Genomic DNA, 12,803 nt, shown 5'->3' with positions numbered 1-12,803 from the left:
TAATTATCTGTTTATCCTGATTATATTTGCTCGAGCGAAACCAGGTGATGGCATATGCAAATTAAGGTATAATCTCTTGAATAAATTTAAACTTAGTGCCGTTAAGTTCAACTGACCAGCAAACCTTTTATAAATAATCACTTTATATGATCCTTATTCGATAATTTCATAAAAATAGTGCATTTTTCTGGTTATTTTGTTATTATACTGTACAAATAAGTATCATTTAACCATTTATTGGTTATCATTTAACCGATCAGGATTTTTATGTCTCAAGAAATAACAAACTTCACATCCTTTAATTTTTCAGATGCTTTAAATAAAGCGCTAGAGGATATGAAGTTTACCACCCCATCTCCAATTCAAGTCCAAACTATTCCTTTGCTTATGGAAGGACGGGATGCAATTGCCTTGGCGCAAACAGGAACAGGAAAAACTGCAGCTTTTGCTTTGCCAATTTTACAAAATTTAGATCCAAAAATTCAAAATACTCAAGCCTTGATTTTGGCTCCTACTCGTGAATTAGCCATTCAAGTTGCAGAACAATTTGAATTATTAAGTGCGAATCAACGCGGTATCACTGTGGCTGTTTTATGCGGCGGGCAAGATTATGGCCGTCAGTTAAAACAATTAAAAGGTGGTGCTCAGGTAGTTGTGGGTACTCCAGGCCGTATTTTAGATCATATCGAAAGACGTACCTTGCATTTCGATAATTTACGTACTTTTATTCTTGATGAAGCCGATGAAATGTTACGTATGGGTTTCATTGAGGACATAGAAACCATAATGGCAAAATTGCCTGAGAAGAAACAAATAGGTCTTTTTTCAGCCACAATGCCCCACCGTATCCGTCAAATTGCCAATACCTATTTACATGATCCTGTCTCTATTGAAATCCGTTCTGAGACTGCAACAGTAAAAAGTATTGAGCAGCGCTTTTTATTCGCTTCAGGACATCAAAAGCCTGATGCCTTATTGCGCGTGCTTGCAGTAGAAGAATATCAGGGCGTTATTGTTTTTGTCCGTACTAAAAGCAGTACCGAAGAGGTTGCTGAAGTATTACAGCAAGAGGGATTGCGTGCTATGGCCATTCATGGAGACATTACCCAGGCTTTACGCGAGCGTATTATTGCCCAATTCAGACAGGGGGCAATTGATATTCTAGTCGCTACTGATGTAGCTGCACGAGGTCTGGATGTGGAAAGAGTCACTCATGTCATTAATTATGATTTACCGCATGATAATGAAACTTATGTTCACCGCATTGGTCGAACAGGCAGGGCCGGGCGTTCTGGAGTTGCCATTTTATTTGTGACACCCAAAGAATCACGATTGATAACCAGTGTAGAGCGCCATACACGTCAGCGTATTACCAAGGTATCCATACCTAATGACCATATGATTCAAGTCGCACGCCAACAACGGTTTATGGCTAACATTACGGAACGTTTAGAACATGAGAATTTACCCTCATACAAACGTATTATTGAAGAATACATAAAAGAAAACGATGTTTCTGCTGTGGATGTTGCTGCAACGCTCGCTTTACTTTTAAACAAAGATTTACCTTGGCAAAAAGAACGGGCAGCACCGCAACAAACGCGTTCACAGAAAGAAGGCCGAGTCGAACGAGTAGAACGCGGCGGTAAATTTGAGCGTTCTCGAGGAGATGATCGGAAGGGTTATGCCGCAGACAAAAAAGGTCCTCGCGATGGGCGTAAAAAATCCTATGAGGAAGTTCCAGGACAAGATTTATTCCGTATTGATGTGGGTAAAATACATGGTGTAAAACCTGGTAATATTGTGGGTGCTATAGCGAATGAAGCTGGACTAAACAGTAAACACATTACTGGCTTAAAAATACATGAAGATCATTCCACAGTACGTTTGCCTAGAGGTATGCCTAAAGAAGTCATGAGTGATTTGACCAAAGCCTGGGTTTGTGGTCGACAGCTTAAAATAACCTTAATTGGCAGTGCTTAATTCTCAAGCAATTAGAAATCTTTCGATATATTTGAGATAACAGCAGGGGTTACATTAAAAACCCAAACAGCTGGTGAGGTGGCGAAGTGGTGTTTTACCCGCAGTGGATGAAGGCGAAAAAAACACCGCTTTGACAAAACTTAGTCTTAAAGACAAATAATTAATCAGGCAAAGAACCTGTCGTTTTAAAAATTTTATGATCTATAAGCCAACAATGCCACTGTTGTCGCCGCAGCCATTAACACCAGACCCGATGTAATTGGAGAAAAAAACGCATAAGGGTTTTCCAGATTGTGCTCCATTTTATTTTTCATCTCATCCTTAATACGTCGGATGTTGTTTTTTACCGACATTAAACGATTTTCTGGATTGGTATTCTCAGTTAAGCTGAATAAATATTGTTCCAAAAAAACTGAGCTGCCCTTATTGATTTCCTGGGCCCGTTCATCATCTTCAACATAAAAGTATTGGGTAGTACGGGCTATTGCTTCAAATACAGCAGCACTCAAATTTAATTTATCCTGTTCAGACCATTGAGACGCTTCAGTTATTTTTGTATTGAGTTGGTAACGTGAACCTGGATTTTTATCTTCAATAAAATGACATATTGATTGCTCTAGTTCCTGCTCATCCGCAAGAATTTTTTCCATGTAATCCAGGCATTTGAGTATAAAAGTTTGTTTAAAAGACATGATCCAAGCCTCCGTGGCAAAAATAATAATATAAATACCTTTTCAAGACAGGGCAATCGAAAAATCTTTTTCCATTGTTTTTATACCCATGAAGGGAGCGCCGTTTTGATTTAAAGGGTTTTTTGTCGAATGAATCCAATCTAAGTTGTTGAAAAATAGAATAAAATATCGTGAATTACCGAAAAGCAAAAAAATTGCTTATGAATTATCTTTCATACTATAATGCGGATGGCTTTGTTTTTAAAATAACCAGATACACTCTTCAAAATTCAGCGCAGTAGCCATTCATGATAGATGTCACTGCTTTTTTTAGGATAAGAACTTAAGGGTATTCATGAAACTGTTAGCAACCGTAGGGGCATTATTATTTTCTGGGCTTGTTTGGGCTACACCTCTTCATAATATAGTGGTTTTTGGGGATAGTTTGTCTGATAACGGTAATTTATATCGATTTATGAAATTCCAGTTACCTCCTTCACCCCCTTATTTTGAAGGCCGGTTTTCTAATGGTCCCCTTTGGATTGAGCATCTCATTAATTCTTATTTTCCTGAAAATCCCTCAGCTCATTTATTAGATTATGCCTATGGTGGCGCTGGTGTCTCCGAGGAAGAAGGGGATGATGAAGTATTGTTTACCTTAAGAAGGGAGGTGAATGATTATTTATCCGATCATCAGGATAAAGCAAGTGAGGACAGTCTTTATGTGATATGGATAGGCGCAAATAACTATCTGGCATTTCCTTCTGATATGGATGAAACACTACATAATGTGAACACCGGTATTATCCACAGTATGCAACGTTTAGTACAAAAGGGCGCGAAACATATTTTAGTGGTTAATTTACCAGATTTAGGGCGGACTCCTGCTGCCATTGAATTTGATTCAGTTGAAACCATGACAGCTTATACACGAGAACATAATAACTTATTAAGTAAATCCATTGATGATCTGAAACATGAGTATCCTGATGTAGAATGGTTGTATTATGATCTGTATCAAGCGTTTGATGAAATGATGGCGCATCCTCAAGATTATGGATTTAACAATATAACAGAGACTTGCGTTAATTCAGTAGTGGATGATATAACCAAAAATTCTGTTTTAAAGATGGTTGCATCGGTCAAACCTTCCATCAATTCAGATGCATGTACCGGATATTTATTTTTTGATCTAGTTCATCCAACAGCGCTGGCTCATAAAATTTTGGGTGAAAGAGCACGAACCATGTTAGATGATGCAGGTATAGAACTGGCTGATTAGTCAAAAATATTATGGGTAAAGGCAGGTGGAACCGCATTAAAGCAGTGTGGGGGATCCGTTTTCTGATTCACTGTACTGGACTACACAATTCTTTTGGTTATCCCGGGCGAGATTAAGATGTATTACATGACAAGGATAGTTCTGATATTTTTTTTAATCTTATCTACTGCTTTTGCAGGCAACCTCGAGATTAAAATTGATGGCCAAAGCATTGATTTACCTTATTGGGCGGCATTAAAAAAGAATTATGGCTCAGTACTTTTGATAAATGGGGATGTCCAACAGCAATCCTCAATTTTATTAACCCGTCTTGCAAAAGAATTGTCACAATATGGATGGAATGTAGGATTTCTCAATAGAAAGAACAATGCTTCTGTTCCTTGGGAGAAACAATTCTCAGAAATAATCGCTGCATTACGGGCTAAAAAAAGCCAACGTGTAATTCTTGTGCACTATGGGGAACAGTTAAAACGTACTTTCGATTTTTTAGAAAAACCACCAGTTCCTGAAATTGAAGGTTTGATTCTTCTGTCTGCATACAATATACCCCCAATTCAAGAGAAAACAGATTTAAATATGCCGGTTTTTGATATAGTAGGTCAGTTTGATTTAGTTAAAACTAAAGAAGAAGTGGAACAAAGGAAGAAAGAGTATAAAAACAATAAAAAGAATTATTTGGCTCTAGAAATACCAGGTGCTCACCATGACTATAATGAAAGTAGCCAGCTTCTCTTTTCATTCATTCATGGATGGATGGTGAAGTTACCCAAGTTAAAACCTTCCCCCCCGCCAATAATGTATTCGTAAAAACTTACCACCCTTTACTGGTACAAATCAGTTCGTAGGCTTTGACAATTTTTTGAGTTTTTTCATTGGCCATTTTTATCATCTCTTGAGGTAAGCCTTGGGAAATTAATTTGTCGGGATGATTCCGGCTTAGCAAACGTCTGTAGGCTTTTTTCACTTCTTGCTTGCTGGCCTCTGGTGATATCTCTAAAATGGCATAAGCATAATCCAGGTTGCTTTTATTCGGCCGATAATTATATCTGCTGTAAGATGAATAAGAGTCTGAAGAATAGGAGCTTTGTGATTGTTGGGATTGCTGTGACTGTTGTGATTGTTGTTTCTCGTTGTTTTCTTCATCTGAAGAATAGCTCGTACCGAAATCTTCATAAAAGCGATATTGTTTGTGAAGCGGTGCAAAATCCAGTTTTGAAAAAATTTTATCAAGTACTTTGATTTTATTCGAATCAAGTCCATCAGCTTGAGCTGCTCGATACTGTATATCAATAAATAAGCGCAAAAGATCTCGATTGTCCTTACAGATTTTTTTTAATTCCTCTAGCACGGCATCTAAATTAAATTGCGTTTGTTTTCCTTCATTGAATAACTGTTTTGCATTCTTTTTTTGTTCATAACTTAAACGCATTTCATCCATAAATAAGCGTGCCATATCCAACTCTCGTTCGCTGACACGCCCATCTGCTTTTGCTAAATGGCCCATAATGGAAAATGTCGCATCGAAAAAAGCTTTTTGAATTGCTTTGCGCTTTTCTGCATAGTAGAGCCAATGAGGATTAGAAAAATAACTGTATAAACCCCGATCAAAAAAATTGCCAACTAAAAGGCCAAATATAGCCCCTACAGCGCCATCGATTAAATAGCCAAAGATTGCGCCAATAATCTTGCCCCACCAACTTGAAACTGTAAAGAATTCCCGGAATGACATGGATAAGGATCCCTCAATTAATAGATTTTATCGCTTTATACCACATATTAAGTATATACTGTCGTCTTTTGAGTTTGGTTTTATATGCGATTTTTTTATTCTCTTTTAATGTATTTACTTACCCCATTCTTATTTATTCGTCTGTGGTGGAAAGGAAGAAGCTTACCTGCTTACCGAGAGCGAATGCAAGAACGTTTTTTCATGGGAAACTTTGATCATAAACCATATGATGTATGGCTTCATGCAGTTTCTTTAGGCGAAGTGATTGCTGCTATCCCTTTAATAGACGCTATGTTGGAGAAAAATTGGTCTTTATTGGTCACTACCATGACCCCCACCGGCTCTGAACGAGTTCAAAATCGTTTTGGTGATAAAGTAGCACATCATTACCTGCCCTATGATCTTCCTAATATACTCCGACGTTTTTTCAACAAAATTCAACCTCGCGTAGGCGTGATTATGGAAACAGAGATATGGCCGAATTTAATTTATGAAGCACGCGCTGCACAAATCCCTCTATTATTAGCCAATGCACGGATATCCGATCATTCATTAAGGGGGTATAAAAAGATTAAATTTTTTATCAAACCTATTTTAAATCAGTTTTTTAGTATTTTAGCTCAAGGCCAAGAGGATGCTCGTCGCTATATCACTTTAGGCGCCAAAGAAGATATAGTTCAGGTTTTGGGAAATATGAAATTTGATTTGCAAACGAATATAAAAAACAGCAACTTGTTTCTTGATTTAAAAAGTAAATGGGGGGCCGATCGTTTTACAGTGATTATAGCAAGTACTCATGAGAATGAAGAAGCTCAAATTTTAGCCCATCTCAAACGTTTGCAGGAAACAATTCCCAATGTAATATTACTTATTGCACCCAGACATCCAGAGCGATTCAAGAGTGTTTACCAGTTATGTGAGCAGATGGGTTTTAAAACGGGGTTACGCTCAGATATCAAAACATTAAATCCTGAAAATGAAGTGGTAGTCTTAGACAGTTTGGGTGAACTGCTTGGAATGTATCATATCAGCGATTGTGCCTTTGTTGGCGGGAGTTTGGTGCCAGTGGGCGGACATAATGTATTGGAACCCATTGCCATGAAAATACCTGTGTTAAGTGGTAATCAAATCCATAATTTTAAAGCCATTTGCAATGAATTACAGCTTGCTCAGGGGATTTTGATAGTATATGAGGCGAAAGAAGTGATCGACGGGATTATTAAACTATATGAAGAGGCGGAGTTCCGCCAACAAATGGTTCAAAACGCTACTGCTGTCTTTGAAAAAAATAAGGGTTCAGTAATGCGGCATTTACAGGAAATTGAAAAGCATTTTTGATTTTATTTCTTTTTATATGGATTCAATCCAAACAATCAATTTCTACAACCTTTGGTGTCTGAGGTATCGCACTAGATGTCCGATGCCCAGAAGCATAAACCAATTAAAAAAGAATTTAGAAATAGCTCGCATAACAGCGAGTCCCAAATATAAAAAATTGTTGTAATTCTGTGGTGTGATATTCAGAGGTTAGATGCAGAATGCCTCAAACCTCTGTTAGAGAATTAAAATTTTAACTAAGAGCCTTGATTTTGTTTTTCTTTGATTTCAGATAACGTTTTACAATCAATGCACAAAGTTGCAGTGGGTCTTGCTTCCAAACGTTTCAGACCTATTTCAATACCACAAGCTTCACAATAGCCAAAATCTTCGTTTCTCAAGCGCTCCAAAGCATCTTCAATTTTCTTGATGAGCTTCCGCTCCCGATCACGAGTACGTAATTCAATACTGAATTCTTCTTCCTGACTGGCTCTATCTGAAGGATCAGGAAAATTCGCCGCCTCATCCTTCATGTGCGTCACGGTCCGATCAACCTCTTCCATCAACGACTGACGCCAAGCAAGCAATATCTTTTCGATATGTGCCAGCTGTTTTTCATTCATATATTCTTCCCCTGGTGCTTCCTTATAGGGGGTAATTCCCATACTGCCTATCGCGTCATTTTTCACGTTGTGTCGTCTCTCATTGGTTTTATCAATTAATTGTTCGGTCATTAAAGCCTCCGTCCCCATTTTGAGTACAACTTGGGGTTTTCAGAAAGCGGTTAGGTATACCAAAAAACTATTGTATCATCAATAAAATTATCGCCAACCCCCACTTACTCTGTCATTTCCCTCGATGTCCTGCCAACCCTGCACATTTTTATATTGTAATTTATTAAGTATAGTATGTACTTGAAATTTTTGAGCATATCCATGTTCAAGTAACAATAATCCACCTGGGAAAAGGTACTCGTAACCCTGGTTAATAATACATTGTAGATCAGCTAGTCCTTCTTGACTACTCACTAAAGCATTTCGTGGTTCAAATCGAAGATCGCCTTGCTGTAAATGCGGATCATATTCTGAAATATAAGGGGGATTAGAGACTATAGCATGGTATTGACGGCGGGGCAGATGGCTAAACCAGTTGGATTGATATAATGTGATATTATTTAATTGATGGGTTTGTACATTTTGCTTTGCAACAGATAAAGCTTCTTGGCTAATATCTACAGCATCGATATGCCAGTTAGGCCTCTCTTTAGCAAGCGCAATGGCAATTGCGCCGCTTCCTGTCCCTAATTCAAGTATCAAGGTGTCTGGTTGATTCGGAACAAGTTCTAAAGTTAATTCCACCAACCGTTCGGTTTCATGCCGGGGAATTAAAGTATGCTCGTTCACTTTGAGTGGGAGCGACCAAAACTCACGTTCGCCAAGTAGATAGGCAATAGGTATTCCTTCTGCTCTTTGTGTCATTAAATCTTGAAAGGTTTGCCATTGTTCTGGTGTTAATACTGTTTCAGGATAAGCAAAAAGATAAGCCCTGTTTTTTTTTAAAATGTGGCAGAGTAAGATTTCTGCTTCCAGATCCGGGCTATTTCCCAGAGCTGCTCGAATACTAATCATTTCGTCCCAGCTCTGCGAGGAGCTCTGCATGGTATTCACGCTTTAAGGGCTCAACAACCAAACTTAAGTTTCCTTCCATGACATCGCTTAATTGATAAATGGTTAAATTTATCCGATGATCTGTAAGTCGTCCTTGAGGATAATTGTAGGTACGAATTCGCTCGGAACGATCTCCGGTACCCACAAGCGATTTGCGAGTTTGTGCTTGTTCTTTTTTCTGTTTGCTTTGTTCTGCATCCAACAAACGTGTTTTTAATAAGGACATGGCTTTAGCACGGTTTTTATGCTGGGAGCGCTCATCTTGACATTCCACGACGACTCCTGTGGGGATGTGCGTGATACGGATGGCCGAATCGGTTTTGTTAACATGCTGGCCTCCAGCGCCAGAAGAGCGGTAGGTATCTATGCGTAAATCATCTGGATTAATTTGAATCTCATCAATTTCCTCCACTTCAGGCATAATTGCTACAGTACATGCTGAAGTATGAACTCTCCCCTGAGATTCCGTTTCAGGAACTCGTTGTACACGGTGTGCTCCTGATTCAAATTTAAGTTGGGAATAAACCGCATTGCCGCTAATGCGCACAATAATTTCTTTGTATCCACCATGCTCCCCGTGATTGGCACTAATCAATTCCTGTTGCCATCCTCGGCCTTCGGCATATCGGCTGTACATACGATACAGGTCTCCTGCAAATATGGCCGCTTCATCACCACCGGTTCCGGCTCGAATTTCAAGATAAACGTTCCTTTCGTCGTCGGGATCTTTGGGAATTAAATGCCACTGTAATTGCTCATCAAGCTTTTCCACCTGGTTTTTGCAATCCTCTAATTCCTCAGCAGCCATTGATGCCAGTTCTTTATCTTCACCCTCGAGCATTTCATTCAGGGATGTCACATTTTCTTTAGCTTGCATGTACTCTTCATAGCATGTCGCCACAGGTTCCAATTGAGCATATTCTTTGGAAAGTGTTTTAAATTGATTCTGATCAGCTATTACAGATGCTTCAGATAATAAGCGACCTACTTCCTGATACCGCTCGAGCATTTGCTGCAGTTTGACTTCAAGAGATTTCTTCATAAGATGATCGATGTGTCGTTGTATTAAAAAGGTATTGTGCCAAGGTAAATAAATCTTCACGTCCATCTTTAGCGATTTGCCTCAGGCCGGCAGTGGGATTATGTGTCAGTTTATTAACGAGACGTTCACTAAATTCATTTAAAACAAGCTGCTGGCATTGTCCTGCAGATAGTTTTTTCAAGGCGCGTTCCAGTTCTTTTTGTGCCAGGTCTTGCATTTGGCTGCGGTAATCGCAAATGACTTTTTTTGCTTTGAGGGAACGATGCTTACGTATGTATTTATTTAATTCATCATCGATTAATTTTTCTGCATGCAACGCGGCATGGCGTCTTTCTTCCATCCCCCGGGTGGTCATAAAGTGCAAATCATCAATATTATAAAGTTGCACTTGATCTAATTCTTTAATACGGTCTTCCACATCCCGAGGTACAGATAAGTCTAAAAAGAACATGGGCTTATTTTTTTGTTGGAGGGCATGTTCCACCAAATTTTTATCGATAAAATGAACGGGACAATTTGTCGCAGAAACCACTACATCTGCCTGAGGTAAATAATCGGCGATGTTGGTAATTGGAACCGTTTTACCATTAAATGAATGAGCAAGCTTTTCGGCATTTTCCAATGTTCGGCTTGCAACCATAAAACGTTCAACACCTTGCTGCCGTAAATATTTTGCAACTAAGGCAGCGGTTTCACCTGAACCAATTAAAAAAACGTTCAGCGTTTTATATTCTGTAAAAAGTTGCCCTATTAATTGTACTGCTGCATAAGCCACTGAAACAGGGTTATTGCCGACACCGCTTTGCGTACGCACACGTTTTGATGCACTGAAAACATATTCAAAAATAGGGCGTAGTTCAGTTCTTATTGTTTCCAGGCTGCAGGCATGTTGATAGGCTTGTTTCATTTGCCCGAGAATTTGAGGTTCTCCAATCATCATCGAATCAAGCCCACTGGCCACTCGCAATAGGTGTTTGATGCCTTGATAACCTTTATGCATGTATAAAAAAGGGGATAAGGAATTCAATGGTATTTGATGTTCCTTAGAAAGCCAATGTGCAATGGACTGAGGATCTTGAGTTTCACAATAAATTTCTGTGCGGTTACAGGTAGATAAAATAGCCGCTTCATGGACTCCCGGTAGCTTTAATAAGCGAAGCATAAAGGAATCCTGGGTAGCCGGAGATAAGGCGACTTTTTCACGCACGTTTATTGGAGCAGTTTTATGATTCAGCCCGCAAGCAACAAACACCATAGATAAATTATTTGAAATGATTAAGGGTTTAATGGTGGGATTGTAAACGATTGAGCATTAAATTTGTAGTGCACGTCTCTTATTTCTTTATTTGTGTCGCATCATACCGAATATCTATAGAGTAACTTAAATTACCGCTTTACCTTTACCCTTGGTATAAAAGAAGCTATTGTTAAATTAAAGTACATTTTTATTTGGTCGCTAACAAGAGTAGAGGGTTTAATACAAAGTCCCAAATTATGGGGAGAGAATCATGGATATAATCCTAAAAGGGCAGCATAGTGGTGAAGAAGCGGCACAAAGTTTGGCGCGTGTTTTAGAATTATTTAAAGAGCGATATCATATTGCCGGATTCCGTGAGATTCATTTAACCGTTACCCTAATCGATGAACAAGGCGATGATGTTGAACTAGTGGATAGTGAATCCAATCAGGCCTACCGTGTTTTTGAAGTATACCGCCAAGGTTATGAGTTAAATGGAAAAAAAGGAACGCCCGTTTTAGAATTAATAGTGGATAATACACGCCCAAGATGAAGGAGTAGCTTATGCTTTTGGCCATTATCGCCATAATTCTAACTGTAATTTTAGTGGTAGGGATTCATGAAGGTGGGCATGCAATAGTAGCGCGTTTTTTCGGGGTAAAAATCAAAAAAATTTCCATAGGTTTTGGTAAACCCCTATTGCATTGGAAAAGCCGAAGCGGATGTGAATGGGTATGGGCATTTTTTCCATTAGGAGGATACGTCCAATTGGAAAATACCCGTATAAGCCCCGTTAAACCCGCCCAATATTCGATATGTTTTGATAAAAAACCCGTTTGGCAGCGTATTCTTATTTTATTAGCTGGAGCGGTTGCAAATTTGATTACTGCCTGGTTGGCTTTTGTCCTCGTCTATAGTATAGGGCTAAGTTACACTTTGCCTCAAATCAAAGAAGTACAGCCTAACAGTACTGCAGCTCAAGCCGGAATATTACCTGGCGATCAATTCGTCTCCATAGGCAATTCACCGACTCCCACTTGGAGCGACGTTGGCATGAGACTCATAATTCTGTGGGGAAAAAAAGACATCCCAGTGACCCTCTTACGAGCAGATGGTAAAGAATCAAAAGGAATGCTTGATTTAAGCCATGAACAATTTCATGGAGTCAAAGGATCTTTATTGACGCAGTTGGGCATGAAACCTGATTTAAATGCGACCAAAAGTATATTGCGTGCTTCATCTTTTATGGATGCAATCCATCGGGCAAATTCATTCATCGTGAACATGATTTATTTTTTTATCATGATATTAAAACAATTATTGACTGCCGTGATCCCATTTTCAGTTTTACTAGGGCCTATTGGTATTTTCGCTGCTTCAGTGGCATCGCTGACCCAAGGTGTAGTGGTATTCCTGTTTTTTATTGCCAGTTTAAGCCTCGCGGTTGCTGTAGTGAATTTGTTTCCTGTTCCAGGACTTGATGGGGGCTCAATCGTCTACGCGATTATTGAAAAAATCAGGGGGAAAGCAGTGTCCGTACCTATGGAGCTTTTGTTGCATCGACTCGTCGTTATTGTTTTTTGCGTTCTCTTGGTCCACCTATTGATGAATGATTTGCAGCGACTCTAATTAGCCATTTAGGATTATGTCGATCAAATAATAAACTTACAAGGCAGGGCACTGGTTCTTAATCAAATCTAACTCTTCAAAATCACTGCCTACGCCCCGCGGCTTGTCCGCGGGGTCTGGGAATTTAAGGTAAATCTTCTGGATCCCGCGGACGAGCCGCGGGACGTTGGCGAGAGGAATTCATCGTCCAATGTTCAAAACTTGATTTACCCTCGCGCGAGTAGATAGAGATGACTTCACGTCCCA

General features: G+C 39.2%; 12 protein-coding genes. 6 read left to right on the top strand and 6 right to left on the bottom strand.

Going from position 1 to position 12,803, the window contains the following annotated elements; translation table 11 throughout:
* Window positions 1-267: 267 nt before the first annotated feature.
* Window positions 268-1,983, top strand: a complete 1,716-nt coding sequence (locus BU07_RS0100640) for a DEAD/DEAH box helicase (RefSeq protein WP_031562620.1) — start codon at window positions 268-270, stop codon at window positions 1,981-1,983.
* A 194-nt stretch (window positions 1,984-2,177) separates the two neighbouring features.
* Here BU07_RS0100640 and BU07_RS0100635 read toward each other — a convergent pair whose 3' ends face one another.
* Window positions 2,178-2,675: a hypothetical protein gene (locus tag BU07_RS0100635; RefSeq protein WP_031562619.1), complete on the bottom strand. Its 498-nt coding sequence runs from the start codon at window positions 2,673-2,675 to the stop codon at window positions 2,178-2,180.
* A gap of 334 nt (window positions 2,676-3,009) precedes the next feature.
* On the opposite strand from BU07_RS0100635, the gene plaA reads away from it, so the two are divergent.
* The gene (plaA, locus tag BU07_RS0100630; protein WP_031562617.1) at window positions 3,010-3,936 is read left to right on the top strand and encodes a GDSL family lysophospholipase PlaA; all 927 of its coding nucleotides are present in this window, start codon (window positions 3,010-3,012) and stop codon (window positions 3,934-3,936) included.
* A gap of 126 nt (window positions 3,937-4,062) precedes the next feature.
* Window positions 4,063-4,743 (top strand): alpha/beta hydrolase, encoded by a 681-nt coding sequence (locus tag BU07_RS0100625; RefSeq protein ID WP_051635425.1) that lies wholly within the window; start codon window positions 4,063-4,065, stop codon window positions 4,741-4,743.
* Window positions 4,744-4,747: 4 nt separating this feature from the next.
* Here the strand turns inward: BU07_RS0100625 and djlA are convergent, their stop codons facing one another.
* Complete coding sequence (djlA, locus tag BU07_RS0100620; RefSeq protein WP_031562614.1) at window positions 4,748-5,665, bottom strand: co-chaperone DjlA; 918 nt, start codon at window positions 5,663-5,665, stop codon at window positions 4,748-4,750.
* An 84-nt stretch (window positions 5,666-5,749) separates the two neighbouring features.
* On the opposite strand from djlA, the gene waaA reads away from it, so the two are divergent.
* Window positions 5,750-7,003, top strand: a complete 1,254-nt coding sequence (waaA, locus tag BU07_RS0100615) for a lipid IV(A) 3-deoxy-D-manno-octulosonic acid transferase (RefSeq protein WP_031562612.1) — start codon at window positions 5,750-5,752, stop codon at window positions 7,001-7,003.
* Between the two features lie 236 nt (window positions 7,004-7,239).
* Here the strand turns inward: waaA and dksA are convergent, their stop codons facing one another.
* The 4 genes from dksA to hemA form a co-directional block, all read right to left on the bottom strand.
* Window positions 7,240-7,716, bottom strand: coding sequence for an RNA polymerase-binding protein DksA (dksA, locus tag BU07_RS0100610; protein WP_031562609.1), 477 nt, complete (start codon window positions 7,714-7,716; stop codon window positions 7,240-7,242).
* Window positions 7,717-7,803: 87 nt separating this feature from the next.
* The gene (prmC, locus tag BU07_RS0100605) at window positions 7,804-8,610 is read right to left on the bottom strand and encodes a peptide chain release factor N(5)-glutamine methyltransferase (protein ID WP_031562608.1); all 807 of its coding nucleotides are present in this window, start codon (window positions 8,608-8,610) and stop codon (window positions 7,804-7,806) included.
* Window positions 8,603-9,691 (bottom strand): peptide chain release factor 1, encoded by a 1,089-nt coding sequence (prfA, locus tag BU07_RS0100600; protein ID WP_031562606.1) that lies wholly within the window; start codon window positions 9,689-9,691, stop codon window positions 8,603-8,605. Before prfA ends, prmC begins: the two co-directional genes overlap by 8 nt.
* Window positions 9,675-10,946: a glutamyl-tRNA reductase gene (hemA, locus tag BU07_RS0100595; protein WP_031562604.1), complete on the bottom strand. Its 1,272-nt coding sequence runs from the start codon at window positions 10,944-10,946 to the stop codon at window positions 9,675-9,677. Before hemA ends, prfA begins: the two co-directional genes overlap by 17 nt.
* A gap of 253 nt (window positions 10,947-11,199) precedes the next feature.
* Between hemA and BU07_RS0100590 the strand changes: the two genes are divergently transcribed.
* The gene (locus tag BU07_RS0100590) at window positions 11,200-11,481 is read left to right on the top strand and encodes a hypothetical protein (protein ID WP_031562602.1); all 282 of its coding nucleotides are present in this window, start codon (window positions 11,200-11,202) and stop codon (window positions 11,479-11,481) included.
* A gap of 11 nt (window positions 11,482-11,492) precedes the next feature.
* Window positions 11,493-12,557 (top strand): M50 family metallopeptidase, encoded by a 1,065-nt coding sequence (locus BU07_RS0100585; protein WP_031562600.1) that lies wholly within the window; start codon window positions 11,493-11,495, stop codon window positions 12,555-12,557.
* Window positions 12,558-12,803 lie beyond the last annotated feature (246 nt).

The sequence above is a fragment of the Legionella wadsworthii DSM 21896 = ATCC 33877 genome (assembly GCF_000701265.1).
Lineage (GTDB): Bacteria > Pseudomonadota > Gammaproteobacteria > Legionellales > Legionellaceae > Legionella > Legionella wadsworthii.
The sequence above is the reverse complement of the archived record's forward strand: the minus strand, read 5'-3'. Positions and strand labels throughout refer to the sequence as shown.